Origin of the sequence: Pontibacter populi, assembly GCF_019336435.1 — a bacterium.
In the GTDB taxonomy this organism is placed as follows: domain Bacteria; phylum Bacteroidota; class Bacteroidia; order Cytophagales; family Hymenobacteraceae; genus Pontibacter; species Pontibacter humidus.
Window position 1 is genome coordinate 1,106,524 of record NZ_JAHWXQ010000002.1, and the last position, 15,801, is coordinate 1,122,324.

Below are 15,801 nucleotides of genomic sequence, written 5' to 3' on the forward strand. Positions count from 1 at the left end.
ATCATTTTTTGATTCATAAACGAAGGCTACCTATTTTTACGTGTTATTATCCCTGAAGGAATGAAAATATACAAGTTTGGTGGTGCATCCGTTAAAAGTGCCGACGCTTTCCGGAACCTTGCGCAAATAGTGCAGAACCATGGTAGTAAAAGCAAGCTGCTTATTGTTGTGTCGGCTATGGGCAAAACTACCAATGCATTGGAGCAGGTTTTTGACCAGGCCTTTCATAACAAAGATTATAACAACACGTTGCAGCAGAGCCGTGATTACCATTTTGAGGTAGTGCAGGCATTGTTCCCGGACGAAAGTCACCCTGTATACGAAGAGTTGGAGCACCTGTTCTCTAAATTAAACGATACGTTGCAAACCCTTAACCGTCAGGCTGGTTACGACCAACTATACGACCAGACCGTAAGCTTCGGCGAACTAATGGCCTCTGTTATACTACACCACTTTTTGCAGCTCCAGCAGTTTACGAATACCTGGATAGACAGCCGTAAGTACATACAGACCGATACTACCTGGCGCGAAGCCAAAATAGACTGGAACTGGACCGAACGACTGATAAAGCGCGACCTGCCCACTATACTCGAACAGCAACTTATAGTTACACAAGGGTTTTTAGGGGGCACCAACAATGGCCAGACTACTACGCTTGGCCGCGAAGGCTCTGATTTTAGCGGCGCCATTTTTGCCTATTGCCTGCACGCTGAAGCCATGTATATCTGGAAAGATGTGGATGGCCTGCTGAATGCGGACCCTAAATATTTTACTGAAACGGTTCGCTATCCCGAAATATCGTATCAGGAAACGGTGGAAATGGCTTATTACGGTGCCTCAGTTATTCACCCTAAAACTATAAAGCCGCTCGCCAATCGCTTAATTCCGCTTTACGTAAAGTCCTTCCTGAACCCAGCCGGCGAAGGCACCAAAATATGCGACTGCCGTTACCAGAAACTGGCTCCTGCATATATTATTAAGGAGAACCAGTGCCTTATCTCCTTCAGTGTTAAAGATTTTACATTTATCTCTGAGAAGAACTTAGGGACTATCTTCAATGCCCTCTCAGAGCTACGCCTCAAAATAAACCTGATGCAGAATTCTGCTATCTCCTTCTCAGTGTGTACCGACTGCCATGAGCAGCGCCTGGAGAAACTTTTGCAAACCCTACAGGATGAGTTTATTATACACTATAACACAGGGCTTACACTATATACTATAAAAAACTACGACACCAACAGCATTAACAAAACTATAGATGGCAAGCAGGTGCTTCTGGAACAGCGGACGCGCACTACATTTCAATTTGTTAGTAAATAAAGTATATATTTCACGCAACAAATAGTATATATTTTATGTAGGTTATGTATATTTGCACATTGTGTAGCAAAAGTTCCTGATTAATTACAGTTTCTAAATATTAGAATCTGCGTATATAAGAACTGTCGCTCCTACTAAATATTACGGCTCCTATGCAACCTGTTGAGAAAGTAAATAAGTTATTTGTCGTAAAGTTATGCTTACTGTGTGGGTTGTTATACCTGGGTTATGTTATGGAGGTACCACAGTTGGTAAACCCAGCAAAGGCCCGGCCTGTGGAGCATTATGCTTTCCCGGCTAATGACTATGAGCCAAAACAGATAAAGAAACTTTACTATCGCATAGTAACAAACCCTGAGCCTCAAGAGATCGCCATCTAAAAATATAAGCCTGCTACGAAGCAGGCTTTTTTTATGTGCTTGCCACAAAAAGCTTTAAATTAGCCTGCACATTAACTCTGAAATTTTAACTATGGAATTTATACTTGTTACATCACAGGCACAGCCGAACGTTGCCCTTATCCAATTAAACAGACCTAAAGAACTGAACGCGCTTAACCTGCAGTTGATGGGGGAATTGCGCGATGCCCTAAAACAGCTAGACGAGGATGAGAACGTGCGGGCTATAGTTATAACCGGTAACGAACGTGCTTTTGCTGCTGGCGCCGATATTAAACAAATGGCTGGCAAAACGGCTATCGACATGCTCAACATCGATCAGTTCTCTACCTGGGACCAGATCCGAAAGACTAAAAAACCAATTATAGCTGCTGTGTCCGGATTTGCATTGGGTGGCGGTTGCGAACTGGCTATGACCTGCGACATGATCATCGCCTCTGAAACAGCCATGTTTGGCCAGCCTGAAATTAAAATCGGGGTAATGCCGGGCGCAGGCGGAACACAACGCTTAACCAAAGCTATCGGTAAAGCAAAAGCCATGGAAATGGTATTGACCGGTAAGTTTATGCCCGCCGAAGAAGCTGAAAAGCAAGGCCTGATCAATCGCGTAGTGCCTGTAGAACTATACCTGGAAGAAGCTTTTAAACTGGCCGGAGAAATTGCCCAGATGTCTCCGGTAGCTATAAAGCTGGCGAAGGAATCTGTAAACCGTGCTTTTGAAACGCAGTTGGATGAAGGTTTACATTTTGAGCGTAAGAACTTCTATCTATGCTTTGCCTCTGAAGACCAGACCGAAGGCATGAATGCCTTTGTCGAAAAACGCAGACCGGAATTTAAAGGAAAATAGGTTATAGGTTAGGAGTTAGAAGGTCATTCAACCCCTCCTCGTCTTAGGAGGGGTGTTTTTACTTACCACTTTGAACTGTATTGCACTTCACTACCTGTTCTTGCTAAAGTTAGCTTTTATTTCATCCAGTACCGCCCTCTATTGCTGGAAGACATCTTTCAAATGCGAATGAACTTGATACTTAATTCTTTCAATCTTTAAGTGCGGTCAAGGTCTGCTAATTCTACACCTGTCCCGCTTCAGTCTTTTAAAACGTTGTAGTTAATCCACTCTACGGCTTCCAATTTATGATAAAAGAACTTCATCTCTGGACCATAGACACTTTCAGGAGTTGCTGTTGGTATTGCTGCTCCTGGGCTTAATACATTGGCTATAAACCGAATACCCGAGTTACCCCCCGCTTTTTTAATCCAATCAGACTTTATTATATCAGTCAAGAACTCGGTGGAAGCATCAAAGAAATCCTGTACATCGATTATAACGGCGCGGCAATCATGCCTTCCAAGTATTTCACGTATTCCATCCTCCACATCTTTTATACTTTCTCCGGTGGCTGTGCCTTTCCAGATAATCGATAGTGCTTTGTTGTTTTCCAGGTACCTGATTGTGCAGTAACGCCGGCCCAGGCTATTCTTATAATGTATAAAATTCTGCTCCATTGGCTGTATTGGTTTTACTTTACAGGTGTATACGGATTGCAGGGGTGTACCTGACTGCTCTTTCGGATTTGTAATCCGCAGTTGAAATGTTTCGCTCATATTAAGCAGGCGTATTGTAAGTCCAAAACAGAATTTGTTATACTTCGGCTACACTATCCTGCCCTTGTAGGTGTTACCACTAACAAGTCATACTTCGCTAGCTTTAAAGTGTACAGTATAGCCAACATCTATGTCGTTTCTTCACCGCTTCCATGCGTAGCCATTGGCTATGCTATCGCTCAATTTATTTTATAGTTAAGAAAATTTACTCCAGACTCTTTAGCTCCTACATTCACAAACTATAAATAATTTTCTAACTTCATTTAACCCTCTAAGTTCCCTTGTCTACTAACATCTTTCTGAGCTTTACTTTTATATTTTAACTATAGTCCTTACCTTTGCAGCATAAATTCCTAGTTAGGAAAAATTCTTATTTAGAAATGCAGCAACTTACACGGCAGGAACTACACAAACATATTGCAGCTTCGGGCTTAAAGGCCACAAGTCAGCGCATGGTGGTGTACGAAGCTATAGTTGCGCTGCACGGCCACCATCCTACCGCCGAAGAAGTGTATCAACATCTTAAACCGGCAAACCCCAGCATCTCCTTAGGCACTGTTTACAAAACCTTAGACACCTTTGCAGAGGCTGAATTAGTACGTCGCGTACTGACGGAAGAAGGCGGTAAGCGATACGACACCAACACCACTACGCATAGTCACATTTACTGCAGCAATACCCGCGAAATCATCGATTTTGATGACCCGGAGCTTGAAATTGTGTTGCGTGATTTCTTTAGCAAGCGGCAGGTAGAGAACTTTGAGATCAAGAGTTTTGCAGTGCAGCTGACAGGCAAGAAGGTGGAGCCGGATAAACAAATCAGCATTTCGGGAGTTAGTAACCAGAATCTTTAAAACTAAATAAATATATAAAATGGCAGTATTAGTAGGTAAAAAAGCACCTTCGTTTAAAGCAATGGCCGTAGAGAATGGCGAGTTTGTAGAAAACTTCTCTCTTGACCAATATATCGGCAAAAAGCACGTGATCTTCTTCTTTTATCCAATGGACTTCACGTTTGTTTGCCCAACTGAGATCATTGCCTTCCAGGACAGAATGGAAGAATTTGAGCGTAAGAACGTAGCTGTAGTTGGTTGCTCAACTGATACACACTTCTCTCACTTTGCATGGTTAAGTACTCCGCGCGACCAGGGTGGTATTGCAGATGTTAACTATCCGTTAGTAGCTGATGCGGCTAAAACTATTTCTCAGAACTACGACGTATTGGCTGGCCACTACGAGTACAACGAAGATGGTGAAGTAGAATTTGTTGGCGAACCGGTTGCTTACCGTGGCTTGTTCCTGATCGACAAAGAAGGTGTGGTTCGTCACCAGGTAGTGAACGATCTTCCACTTGGCCGTTCTATCGACGAGGCACTGCGTATGGTAGATGCCCTGCAGTATTTCGAAGAGAAAGGCGAAGTTTGCCCGGCAAACTGGTCTGAAGGTAAAGAAGCGATGCAGGCAACGAAAGAAGGTGTATCTAACTACCTTGCAAAGCACTAAGCTTTAAAAGTAACTTATTGATAAAAAAATCCCCGGCAGCCTTGCCGGGGATTTTTGTTTTTATAGTCTATAGTTGGACTTACTGCTTCATCCACAAAGCGCCGTTCTTGGAAGCATACTTTCCAATCTTGCCTTCAGCGTGCAGCTCCATCAAATATTCTTCTGCCTCACTAGTTTTCATACCCGATAGCACCGAAAACTCTTTAGTGGTAAGCGTGCTATAGTTGGCAAAAAGCGAAGTGTAGCCAGTTTCATAAACCTGTTTTTTCGCTTCCGGGTGCAGCTGCAACAATGCCTGCTCGTACTGCTCGTAAGGTCTTGAGCCATAAACCAGCAAGCGGTTATCCTTTTCGTCGGCCACAAAAATGGTTGGGAATCCTCTTACGCCCAGCTGGCGAGCCAACGTCAGGTCTTGCTGAAACAGCTCTACGGCTTTTCCTTCGAAGTCAGTTTTTAACTGCGCTACATCCAGGCCGGTTTGCTCTGCGGCAAGTGCCAGGTTATCCCAGCGGGCAATGTTTTTCTTCTCCAGGAAGATCATCTCTTTTATTCTTCTCAGGAATTTCACGGCTTTTTCCTCGCCTTGCAGTTGGGCCGCTTTAAAGGCTATAGATGGCGGATAAGAAGATGGTAGTGGATCTTCTAGCCACAGGTCACCATCTATTGGCATTTCGTAATGCGCGCCGGCTTCTTCCCAGTGCTGGGCTACGCTGGCAGGTCCGTTCACATCGCGGCCACCATAAGCTTCCCAGCTCGGCAGCAGGCCACCCATGCGGTACTCTATTTCAAAATATGGTCCGTACTCCAGTGCCAGTTTCTTTAGTTGCGGGTCGATGCCCCAGCACGAAGAACAGATTGGGTCGGTAAAGTATAATAGTTTGATTGGTTTACGGTCTGCTGCAATGTTGGTAGCCTCTGTGGTTGCCTGTGTTCCCGGAATTTCGCAAATACCGGTTTCTATATCGCAATGCATTTGTGGTTTCGTCTCCATGGTTTTATCTTTCGTTAAACTTTGTAAATAGTAACCTGTTACCTTAGTAGCCAACAGGCTTTAAGAAATTACTTTTACAAAGGTCGGGCTATATTTCAGAAGAGTCAATTAGTCAAAAAAACATGACTACCAATAATTTACCACAAGGCGAGGCGAGCTGCCCCGCCGAGAACATATTAAAGCAATTATCCGGAAAGTGGAAGCCGCAGATTTACAGGCTGGCGCTGGATGGACCGTTACGCTTCAATAGTTTACTACGCCAGTTGCAGGGCTCTAACAAACAATCGGTGGCTACGGCGCTAAAAGAGATGGAAGAAGCAGATATTTTGGTGAAGACGGTGGTGCAGGAAAAACCACTCCACATTGAGTATACTTTATCGGAGAGAGGACTGGCAATGGTGTCGGTTTTTAAAAGTATGGAAGGCTTTCTGAACTGATCTTACACCAGCTTTACCAGCCACAGCCCGATGAAAGTAGCCAGTAACCCGAGCAGTACGCTTGCCAACACATAAACTATAGCCGGGCCATACTGACCGCCTTGCAGCAGACCTATCGTTTCTCCGGAAAAGGCCGAGAAAGTAGTAAAGCCACCCAACACACCAGTTACCAAAAACAAACGCCATTCGTCTGATATACTACCTTTGGCAAAAAAACCAAAAACTACCCCGATCAGAAAACAGCCCACTATATTTACTACCAGCGTACCAACCGGAAAATGGGTCAGGCTTTTTGTTTGTATAAGCTGCGATAACAGGTAACGCCCCACGCCACCTATAAAACTGCCTGCCCCAATTGCCAGTATTATCTTCATACTAAACTATAGTTCAGTTTATTACTTCTGTTCGTAATCGTAGTTCACCATCCAGTTAATACCGAATTTGTCGGTAAACATGCCAAACAGCGCACCCCAGAAAGTTTTGTTCAACGGCATGGTTACGTTGCCACCTTCTGACAAACCATCGAATAAACGCTTTGCTTCGTCTTCGTTATCGGCGTTGATAGAGATAGAAAAGTTGTTGCCCATTACAGTTGCGTGTCCGAACGCATCAGAAGAGTCGCTGCCCATCAAGGTGGTTTCTTTGCTGATCGGCAAGGAAATGTGCATGATCTTGTCGCCTTCTGATTCCTGGATCGGGTTTTCGGATGGCATGTCTTTAAAACGGCCTACGTATGGGAAATCGCCGCCAAAAACAGATCTGTAAAAGTTGAAAGCTTCTTCGCAGGTGCCTGCAAATGTCAGGTAAGGGCTGATTGATGCCATGTTACAGTTATAAGGTTAGGTTATAGTTGTGTTTGTTTACTACTTCCAAATATAGAACATTTAAAATCTATCCCAACCAGGTAAACTATAGTTCATTTGCCTTTTTTATACGGTACGACCTCTCCTTTTTTCACCAACCAGGCCTTGTCTGCTTCATCCAGAATATCTTCCTTATCATCAGAGTAGGCTTCTATAATTTTATACTTTTTGCCTTTGAAATGCTTGTCCAAACGGGCTATCTTTTCTTCGTCTTTGCAAGCCTTGCCATCTACCAAATAGGTATTGTCTGTATAGTTAGCCTTCGTCCCAAAAAAACCATCAATCTTATAAAGCTCAAACAAGGGTTCCACGTATATCTCGAGTCCCCCAGTAGCGCAGAATACCTGAACTCCCTGCTCTTTCAATTTATCCAGGCGGGCTTTTATTTCCTGGTTAAAATTATCCGGATACTCTTTCTCCCAGAACTCTTTGGCGTAGGCTTTTACCTGCTTCGGCGGCATGTTATCCAGGTAATTAAAGAAGTTTTCCTTAAACTCGGTCTGCCTGATCTGGTGCATTTTAAGCAGCGCTTTATAGTAGAGCATCTGAAAATAGTAGGCTAACTTATGCGGCTTTTTAGTGCTGATAAACTTGAAGAACTCGTCTTTGGAGCTCTTGTTATAAAAAGTCTTGTTCAGGTCAAAAACTGCTATTTTTATCTCCTTTTCGCTGCTATCTGCCATAGTGGGTTCACTGTTTAGGTAAAGGTAGTACGCAACTATAGTTAGCCGAGATAAGGCTGTACCCAACTAATACCGCCTAAACCGCTATATTTGCACCAAACCTGTAACACCTGTTTTGAAACTACTCTACGATATCGGCCTGAAAGCTTACAACGGACTACTGACCGTGGCTGCTCCTTTTAACCAGAAGGCAAAGCTGATGCTGCAGGGCCGCGAAAACCAGTTTGAGAAGCTGGAGCAGGCTTTTGCGGGCAACACAGCGCCGGTAGTATGGTTTCATTGTGCGTCGCTGGGCGAGTTTGAACAGGGACGCCCGGTTATAGAAGCGTTTAAAGCCGAGTTTCCGGAGTACAAAGTGATGCTTACCTTCTTCTCTCCTTCCGGGTACGAGGTGCGCAAAAACTATAGCGGAGCCGATTACATCTATTACTTGCCGCTGGATAGCGCTGCCAATGCCCGCAAATATATAGCTATAGTTCAGCCAAAGCTGGCAGTGTTTGTGAAGTACGAGTTCTGGCATTATTACCTGCAGGAGCTGGAGCAGCGACACATTCCGATACTTTCTATTTCGGCAATTTTCCGGCCGGAGCAGGTTTTCTTTAAGCCTTACGGGGAGTTTAACCGCAACATGCTGCGCCGTTTTACACACATCTATACCCAGAACCAAACATCGCTGGAGCTGCTGCAAACTATAGGCATAACCAACGCAACTATAGCCGGCGATACGCGCTTCGACAGGGTACTGCAGACAGCCGCCACTATAAAACCGATTCCGTTGGTAGATGCATTTACGAATGGTAGCGAGGTGTTTATGGTAGGCAGTAGCTGGCCCGCTGATATTGAGGTGCTTTTACCGCTTATCCAGAAGTATAAGTCAACCATAAAATTTATTATTGCGCCGCACGAGATACACGAAAGTGGCATTACAACACTGATACAAACTATAGGCGATGGAGCAGTACGGTTCTCACAGGCTGATGCGGCAACTATAGCCAACTATAAAGTGCTGGTGATCGATAATATCGGCATGCTGTCGGCGCTCTATAGTTATGGCACTTATGCATTTATAGGCGGGGCATTTGGCAAAGGCTTACATAATACCTTAGAAGCTGCCGTGTTTGGGCTGCCGCTGTTTTTCGGACCAAAGTATAGCAAGTTTCAGGAAGCGGTGGATCTGGTAAAGCTGGGCTGTGCCTTGCCTGTAAATAATTTCGATAAGCTGCTTGCTGCTTTTGAAAAAGTACATACCACACACGGAGCGCGCCAAACTATAACCGACACCGAAAAACAATACGTACAAGAGCAGGCAGGTGCCACTACACAAATTATGGCCGACATACAGCGCCTGTTAAAAAGATAAAATGAAAGGAGTTGTAGTAAAATCGACGGGATCGTGGTATTTAGTTCGGGATGCAGAAGGCAAGCTGCACCGTGCGCGTTTGCGCGGCAAATTCAAGCTGAAAGGCATGAAGGTTAGCAACCCGCTGGCCGTTGGCGACCGCGTAGAGTTTGACGTGGAAACAACAGGCGAAGACACTGCCGTGATCCATAAAATAGAAGACCGCGAAAACTACATCATCCGCCAGAGCACGCATAAAACCGCTTTCTCGCATATCATAGCTGCCAACTTAGACCAGGCCTTGCTTATAGTTACGCTCGTTTCGCCACGCACGTCCTTTGGTTTTATAGACCGCTTTCTGGTTACTGCCGAAGCCTACGACATCCCGACAATACTTGTCTTTAACAAGACCGATTTGTATGATGAAGAAATGCGCGATTACCAGCGCCAGATCAGTCACATGTACCAGCAGATCGGCTACAAAAGCATCACTGTTTCAGCAAAAAGCAATGAAGGATTAGATGAGATGAACGAACTGCTGCATGACAAGACAACGTTACTTTCCGGCCATTCCGGTGTTGGTAAATCCACGCTCATCAATATTATAGTTCCGGATTTGGAGTTGAAGACCTCTGAGATCTCTGACTTCTCGGATAAAGGCGTACACACCACCACCTTTGCCGAGATGTTTGAAGTGGACGATAACACTTACATTATAGACACGCCCGGCATTAAAGAGCTCGGTATAGTTGATATCCCGAAAAACCAGTTGGGCCACTTTTTCCCGGAGATGCGTGAGCGCCTGAACCAATGCCGCTTCAACAACTGCACCCACTTTAACGAACCCGGCTGCGCCGTAGTAGAGGCCGTCCGCCACAACGAAATTTCCCTTACCCGCTACGAAAGCTACCTGAGCATGCTGATGGGAGACGATAACAGGAAGTAAGAGTTTGGGAGTTAGAGAGTTTAGGAGTTAAAAAGTTTGGAAGTTAGAAGGTTAGAAAGTTAAAGAGTGTAGAGACGCAATATTTTGCGTCTTGTTTCTAGTTGCACGGACCTGAACTATTATGCTCTCCTTGCTCTTTCGGATTTCCTGATCCGAAAGCCATCTGCCTGGGATTTCTTAATCCCATATTCTTTTAACGCGGATTAGGAAATCCGCTTCAGGTTTTGTTCCGGATTAGGAAATCCGAAACAGCAAATTAAATCCTGCAAATCCTTTCATCCTGTAAATCCCGAATCAGACAACTTAACCATCAACCACACAATGCGTTAGCAGTTTATACCGCAACTATAAAACTATAGCTATGAAACTGGACAACGCAAATATTCTGATAACCGGCGGCACTTTGGGCATCGGTCATGCCACCGCCGATCTCCTGATAAAACACGGAGCCAATGTAGCCATCACAGGCCGCGACGAGAAAAGAACGCATAAAGCTGCCCGCTCACTTGGCGCATTTCCTATAGTTGCCGATGTGGCTGATCCCGGCGATGTGAAGCATACCTTTACCGCTTTCCTGAATGAGTTTGGCCACCTGGATGCCCTGATCAATAATGCCGGTATCGGGATTTACAAACCACTGGAGGAGCTAACGATAGCAGATTTTGAGCAGGTGTATCGCGTAAATGTTTTCGGGGCAGCTATGATGGCAGCAGCAGCGGCCAGGATCTTTAAGAAGCAGAACTATGGCAATATCATCAACATCGGCTCTACGGCTGCTACAAAAGGTAGTGAAGGCGGCTCTGTTTATGCATCCTCAAAAGCAGCGCTACGCAGCATGACCCAAAGCTGGCAGGCAGAATTACGGAAACATAATGTGCGGGTAATGCTGATAAACCCCAGCGAGGTAACCACCGCTTTTGGAAGAGAAGACCGGGAAGAGCGCCATGCACAACCCAATAAACTGCACGGACAGGAAATTGCCTGGGCTATTAAAAGTGCTTTGGAAATGGATAACCGGGGCTTTATTCCGGAGCTGGCCGTATGGGCAACCAATCCGTTTTAACTATAGCTTTTCTTTTGGCCTTGAGAGCAGCAACTTATCTATTACATGAATTACGCCATTGCTGCTTTGTATATCTGCGCGCTGCACTTCGGCTCCGTTAATTACGATCCTACTATCCTGCTTTATTACTTCCAGTTCCCCTTTACCCATCGTGTTTATGCGTGAGCCATGTTGCAGCGTATGCGTATCCAGTTTACCGGCTACAATATGGTTATTCAGAATACGCACCAGGCGATGCTTGTTTTCTGGCTTCAGCAGGTTAGTTAAGGTATCGGTGTGTAGTGCCCGGAAGGCATCGTTAGAAGGGATAAAAAATGTATATGGCCCGGTACTGTTCAGCGATTGACTGAGCCCCGAGTTTTTAAACGCTTTCGAGAACAACGACAGGTTTGTATCGGAAGCAACAAACTCTGTAATACTCTTCAGTTTATCTTTTTCTGCATCGGTCAGTACATCTTCCTCGTTAAGAGCTACCAGCGCCTGCTGAGGTTCGGCGGCAATAGTATTGGTGGTATCGCTGCTGGTCTGGTTATCAGATCCGCAACTGAACATAAACGTACTTAAGAGTAAGCTAAGGGTATAGGTAGAGGTTACTATAGTTCTCATAATGTTTGTTTTCAAAAGATCCTGTAGCAGGATCATTTCCGTTTATAAGGGGCGGTGTGGTCTTCTTAAACTATAAAATCCGTACTTTTGTTTTTAGATCATAATTTACAACTAAACGATAAAACGCATGAAAACCGCAGAAATACATACTGGCAAAGGCGTAATGAAAGTAGAATTCTACGACAAAGACGCTCCTAAAACAGTAGAAAACTTTATAAAACTTGCCAAAGACGGCTTTTACGATGGCCTTACGTTTCACCGCGTTATTCCTGATTTCGTGATACAGGGTGGCTGCCCTAACTCGCGCGAAGGTGCTAAAGGCATACCTGGTACAGGCGGCCCGGGCTATAAAATTGATTGCGAGCTAAACGGCGAAAACCAGTACCACGACCGTGGCGTGCTGAGCATGGCACATGCAGGCCGTAACACTGGTGGTTCCCAGTTCTTTATTTGCCACAGCCGCAAAAACACGGCGCACTTAGACCGTAACCACACCTGCTTTGGTAAAGTAGTGGAGGGCGATGAGGTGATAGACCAGATTAAGGCTAACGATAAGATCGAAAAGATTGTAGTGACCGAAGAGTAAGCTTCGCAAACTATAGCAATTGCCTGAAAGCCGCTCCCCTGAGGAGCGGCTTTTTTGTTGGTTGCAGGCGCTACAAAGCTATACTTTCAAAAGCTATAGTTTCATCTTTCTAACAATTTAGGGAGCTAAACAGTATTTATTTGTAATTTAAAGCAGACTGCTTTTCGGAACCCATGGGAGAGTTCTGCTTGGCTTCCCTACATTAGATGGTGACAGGCTCTCGACATCTGAAAAAGGAGCACAAATAGCTGCGTGGCAGCAGGCTCACTAAAAATTCTTTATGAAAAAACTTGCACTGCACTGGCAGATCCTGATTGGTATGACGTTGGGCATACTTTGGGGCATGTTTGCCAGTGGCTTCGGCCTTGTCAATTTCACGCTTGACTGGGTAAAACCTTTCGGTACGATCTTTATAAATCTGTTAAAACTTATTGCTGTGCCACTGGTGCTGGTTTCACTTGTTACGGGTGTTTCCAGCCTCAGCGATATTAGCCGGCTCTCGCGGATTGGCTCCAGAACTATAGGCATTTACCTGACAACTACGGTACTGGCTGTAATTCTGGGGCTCTTGCTTGTAAATGTTTTCGAACCCGGAAAAGCTTTTTCGGCGGAGAAGCGGGAAGAGTTTAAAGAGCAGTTTGCAGGCGCTACCACAGAGAAATCTTCGGATGCGGAATCAGTTAAAAAGCAAGGACCCTTGCAACCGCTTGTCGATATTGTTCCGTCTAATATTTTCCACTCCATGACGGATAACGGCAGTATGTTGCAGGTTATCTTTTTTGCGTTGCTATTTGGCATTGCCCTTATCATGATTCCGCCGGACAAGGCCCAGCCCGTGAACGATTTCTTTGAAGGCCTGAATATGGCCATTCTCAAAGTGGTAGATATCATTATGAAAACGGCGCCTTATGGCGTATTTGCACTGCTCGCCGGTTTAGTGGTAGAATTTGCCGGCGACGACCCGGGCTCGGCTGTAGAACTGTTGCTGGTGCTTGGCTATTACTGTATAGTGGTAACCATAGGGCTGGCCCTGATGATATTTATAGTTTACCCGCTGCTGGTTGTGTTTGTTGGTAAAACAAATTACAAGACCTTTCTTAAAGGAATTTTCCCGGCACAGATGCTGGCATTTTCTACTTCGTCGAGTGCCGCTACATTGCCTGTAACTATGGAGTGTGCCGAGAAAAACCTGGGTATTAACCGCGAGGTCAGCAGTTTTGTTTTGCCACTGGGCGCAACTATAAACATGGATGGAACCAGCTTATACCAGTCGGTAGCTGCTGTGTTTATTGCGCAGGCTTACGGCATGGATCTGGACCTGATGACACAGCTTGGCATTGTAATGACGGCCACGCTGGCATCTATAGGCGCGGCTGCGGTGCCGGGCGCAGGAACGGTAATGCTGGTTATAGTTTTGCAGCAGGCTGGTATTCCTGTAGAAGGTATAGCTCTTATACTTGCCCCTGATAGAATTCTGGATATGCTACGCACCACTGTAAACGTAACCGGCGATGCCACCGTGGCCATGATGATCGCACGAACCGAAGGTCAGCTGCACCCGGTTAAAGAGACAGAAGAAGTATAGCGTACAAAAATGCGCCCAGCACGAAGGCCCAGTAGCGGCTTTCGCGCTCTTCGGGCAACTCCTCTTTGAGTACGTTAAGAATAACACCACCACCAACAAAGGCCATTACCAGCACGATTACGGTTTTAGGCAGCTCAACTATAAAACCTGTTGCCCAGCCAGCCACCAGCGCCAGTACCAACACCCAGCGGCCAAATTTTGTATAATGTTGCTGATGATATTCCGTTAACGAAAAATCATTTATCAGGAAGTATAATGCCATGGCTATCGAGAACAGCAGCAACGCTTGCGTCGGTCCCTCTTCGCGCTGGAAAAGTATATAACCAATAAGTGCATTATAGATAGCAAATGAGCCGATGTGCAGCCAGAAAATCCCTGCAGGCGTTTCAGGCTCCTTTTCCCTGGTTTTATGCATCTGCTCTCGTTTTACAGTTACCACCGCCCGCTCTAAACCATAGAACACCGATAACCCAACCAACGCCATCAGGTACACATGGTGACCAAGGGACTTCTCTGCCCAATTAAATTTCTCCACGTACTTTTGTCCCTCGCCCAGCTCCGGGAAGAGATGCAGGAACACATACGCCACCGATACCCCACCTGCGCCCGAAAGCCAGATGCTTCGAGGCACACCGGCCAGAAAGCGCAGCTTTGTACCGAAGCAATGTATAAATGCCAATACCAGCACCGGCCACACAGATACATAATTTTCCATATCAATAGGCTACTCTGTTAGCTACTTTTGAGTTTTAAACTATAGTTAACATAAATAGCTATTATAATATATAAATTTTACTATTTTTAGTTTAGGATTAACTATAAGTAGTAAAGGCGAGACCAGAAACCTCAGCTGAAATGTGGACTAGTGTATAATGCCTACTAGATAGCTGTAAGCAATTAAACGATTATAACGATACAGATTATATGAAAGCAGTTTTTTATGAGCGTTACGGGGCTCCGGATGTTTTGACATTACAAGACATTGATAAACCTGTCCCTAAAAGTGATGAGGTTTTGATTAAGGTTTATGCAACCTCTGTTACAGCCGGTGACTGGCGAATGAGAAAAGCAGATCCTTTTGTAGCCCGGTTATTCAATGGTTTATTTAGACCTAAAAGGGTAAAAATACTTGGCTTTGAGTTATCTGGTGTTATCGAGGAAGTGGGCAAAAATGTTAAATCTTTCAAACCAGGCGATGCCGTTTTCGCATTTTGCGGATACAAATTTGGTGGGTATGCCGAATACCGATGTTTGCCGGAGAATGATATAATTGTTTTAAAACCAACAAATATGACGTTTGAAGAGGCAGCAACTATACCATTGGGCTCCTTAACCGCCTTGTCGCGTTTGCGAAAAGGAAATATTACCGAGGGTAAAAAAGTATTAATCTATGGCGCTTCAGGAAGTGTAGGCACATTTACTATACAATTAGCCCGGCATTTTGGTGCAGAGATCACAACAGTCTGCAGTACAAATAACCTAGATTTAGTAAAGTCAATGGGAGCACATAAAACAGTTGATTATACGAAGATGGACTTTACAACTATAGATGATAAATTCGATCTGATTTTTGATGCGGTTGGTAAAATGAAAAAGTCTGGCTCCAAAAAATTATTAAAACCGGATGGTAAGTTTATTTCAGTTAATGGACAGACTAAACCAACGCAACAAGATTTATTTTTGATTAAAGAGTTAATTGAAGCCGGGAAATTAACTACCGTAATAGACCGGACTTATAACTTAGAAGAAATTCAGGACGCACATCGGTATGTAGAACAATTCCGGAAAAGAGGGAATGTTTCAGTTAGAGTTGCTTCAGAATGAAAAAAAAAACAACAGCTACAAACAGTTGCTTCTTGTAATCATAGCTCAGGCC

General features: G+C 44.7%; 19 protein-coding genes. 12 read left to right on the forward strand and 7 right to left on the reverse strand.

Annotation, left to right across the window (positions count from 1 at the left end; genetic code table 11):
* Positions 1 to 60 precede the first annotated feature (60 nt).
* The 3 genes from KYK27_RS11300 to KYK27_RS11310 all read left to right on the forward strand — a co-directional run bounded on the left by KYK27_RS11300 (position 61) and on the right by KYK27_RS11310 (position 2,565).
* Positions 61 to 1,320 carry an aspartate kinase gene (locus KYK27_RS11300; RefSeq protein WP_199110100.1) on the forward strand — a complete coding sequence of 420 codons (1,260 nt, stop codon included), beginning with the start codon at positions 61 to 63 and terminating at the stop codon, positions 1,318 to 1,320.
* Positions 1,321 to 1,553: 233 nt separating this feature from the next.
* Entirely contained in the window at positions 1,554 to 1,700 is a 147-nt protein-coding gene (locus tag KYK27_RS11305; RefSeq protein ID WP_199110101.1) for a hypothetical protein, read from the forward strand.
* 91 nt (positions 1,701 to 1,791) lie between these two features.
* On the forward strand, positions 1,792 to 2,565 hold the full coding sequence (locus tag KYK27_RS11310) for an enoyl-CoA hydratase-related protein (RefSeq protein ID WP_199110102.1): 774 nt from the start codon (positions 1,792 to 1,794) through the stop codon (positions 2,563 to 2,565).
* A 239-nt stretch (positions 2,566 to 2,804) separates the two neighbouring features.
* On the opposite strand, the gene KYK27_RS11315 is transcribed toward KYK27_RS11310, so the two are convergent.
* Complete coding sequence (locus tag KYK27_RS11315) at positions 2,805 to 3,323, reverse strand: hypothetical protein (RefSeq protein ID WP_199110103.1); 519 nt, start codon at positions 3,321 to 3,323, stop codon at positions 2,805 to 2,807.
* A 380-nt stretch (positions 3,324 to 3,703) separates the two neighbouring features.
* Here KYK27_RS11315 and KYK27_RS11320 point away from each other — a divergent pair, with 380 nt between their 5' ends.
* Together KYK27_RS11320 and KYK27_RS11325 are read left to right on the forward strand one after the other, a co-directional pair.
* Entirely contained in the window at positions 3,704 to 4,177 is a 474-nt protein-coding gene (locus KYK27_RS11320) for a Fur family transcriptional regulator (RefSeq protein ID WP_199110104.1), read from the forward strand.
* A 19-nt stretch (positions 4,178 to 4,196) separates the two neighbouring features.
* Entirely contained in the window at positions 4,197 to 4,826 is a 630-nt protein-coding gene (locus KYK27_RS11325) for a peroxiredoxin (protein ID WP_199110105.1), read from the forward strand.
* A 79-nt stretch (positions 4,827 to 4,905) separates the two neighbouring features.
* Here the strand turns inward: KYK27_RS11325 and KYK27_RS11330 are convergent, their stop codons facing one another.
* Entirely contained in the window at positions 4,906 to 5,817 is a 912-nt protein-coding gene (locus KYK27_RS11330) for a ClpXP adapter SpxH family protein (protein ID WP_199110106.1), read from the reverse strand.
* 122 nt (positions 5,818 to 5,939) lie between these two features.
* On the opposite strand from KYK27_RS11330, the gene KYK27_RS11335 reads away from it, so the two are divergent.
* Positions 5,940 to 6,254: a winged helix-turn-helix transcriptional regulator gene (locus KYK27_RS11335; RefSeq protein ID WP_199110107.1), complete on the forward strand. Its 315-nt coding sequence runs from the start codon at positions 5,940 to 5,942 to the stop codon at positions 6,252 to 6,254.
* A gap of 2 nt (positions 6,255 to 6,256) precedes the next feature.
* Here the strand turns inward: KYK27_RS11335 and crcB are convergent, their stop codons facing one another.
* The 3 genes from crcB to KYK27_RS11350 form a co-directional block, all read right to left on the reverse strand.
* On the reverse strand, positions 6,257 to 6,628 hold the full coding sequence (crcB, locus tag KYK27_RS11340) for a fluoride efflux transporter CrcB (protein ID WP_199110108.1): 372 nt from the start codon (positions 6,626 to 6,628) through the stop codon (positions 6,257 to 6,259).
* Positions 6,629 to 6,649: 21 nt separating this feature from the next.
* On the reverse strand, positions 6,650 to 7,078 hold the full coding sequence (locus tag KYK27_RS11345) for a VOC family protein (protein ID WP_199110109.1): 429 nt from the start codon (positions 7,076 to 7,078) through the stop codon (positions 6,650 to 6,652).
* A gap of 92 nt (positions 7,079 to 7,170) precedes the next feature.
* Positions 7,171 to 7,800, reverse strand: coding sequence for an HAD family hydrolase (locus tag KYK27_RS11350; RefSeq protein WP_199110110.1), 630 nt, complete (start codon positions 7,798 to 7,800; stop codon positions 7,171 to 7,173).
* 115 nt (positions 7,801 to 7,915) lie between these two features.
* On the opposite strand from KYK27_RS11350, the gene KYK27_RS11355 reads away from it, so the two are divergent.
* The 3 genes from KYK27_RS11355 (at position 7,916) to KYK27_RS11365 (ending at position 11,148) form a co-directional block, all read left to right on the forward strand.
* Complete coding sequence (locus KYK27_RS11355) at positions 7,916 to 9,160, forward strand: 3-deoxy-D-manno-octulosonic acid transferase (protein ID WP_199110111.1); 1,245 nt, start codon at positions 7,916 to 7,918, stop codon at positions 9,158 to 9,160.
* Position 9,161: 1 nt separating this feature from the next.
* The gene (rsgA, locus tag KYK27_RS11360; protein ID WP_199110112.1) at positions 9,162 to 10,085 is read left to right on the forward strand and encodes a ribosome small subunit-dependent GTPase A; all 924 of its coding nucleotides are present in this window, start codon (positions 9,162 to 9,164) and stop codon (positions 10,083 to 10,085) included.
* A 361-nt stretch (positions 10,086 to 10,446) separates the two neighbouring features.
* On the forward strand, positions 10,447 to 11,148 hold the full coding sequence (locus KYK27_RS11365; protein WP_199110113.1) for an SDR family oxidoreductase: 702 nt from the start codon (positions 10,447 to 10,449) through the stop codon (positions 11,146 to 11,148).
* Here KYK27_RS11365 and KYK27_RS11370 read toward each other — a convergent pair whose 3' ends face one another.
* Entirely contained in the window at positions 11,149 to 11,754 is a 606-nt protein-coding gene (locus tag KYK27_RS11370; RefSeq protein WP_199110114.1) for a fasciclin domain-containing protein, read from the reverse strand.
* Positions 11,755 to 11,881: 127 nt separating this feature from the next.
* Between KYK27_RS11370 and KYK27_RS11375 the strand changes: the two genes are divergently transcribed.
* Both KYK27_RS11375 and KYK27_RS11380 read left to right on the forward strand, forming a co-directional pair.
* Complete coding sequence (locus tag KYK27_RS11375; RefSeq protein WP_199110115.1) at positions 11,882 to 12,340, forward strand: peptidylprolyl isomerase; 459 nt, start codon at positions 11,882 to 11,884, stop codon at positions 12,338 to 12,340.
* 280 nt (positions 12,341 to 12,620) lie between these two features.
* Positions 12,621 to 13,925, forward strand: coding sequence for a dicarboxylate/amino acid:cation symporter (locus KYK27_RS11380; protein ID WP_199110116.1), 1,305 nt, complete (start codon positions 12,621 to 12,623; stop codon positions 13,923 to 13,925).
* Here KYK27_RS11380 and KYK27_RS11385 read toward each other — a convergent pair.
* Entirely contained in the window at positions 13,903 to 14,640 is a 738-nt protein-coding gene (locus KYK27_RS11385) for a hypothetical protein (RefSeq protein ID WP_199110117.1), read from the reverse strand. The two genes, KYK27_RS11380 and KYK27_RS11385, sit on opposite strands and share 23 nt — an antisense overlap.
* 209 nt (positions 14,641 to 14,849) lie before the next feature.
* Here KYK27_RS11385 and KYK27_RS11390 point away from each other — a divergent pair, with 209 nt between their 5' ends.
* Positions 14,850 to 15,749, forward strand: coding sequence for an NAD(P)-dependent alcohol dehydrogenase (locus tag KYK27_RS11390; RefSeq protein ID WP_199110118.1), 900 nt, complete (start codon positions 14,850 to 14,852; stop codon positions 15,747 to 15,749).
* The last annotated feature ends 52 nt before the right edge of the window (positions 15,750 to 15,801 follow it).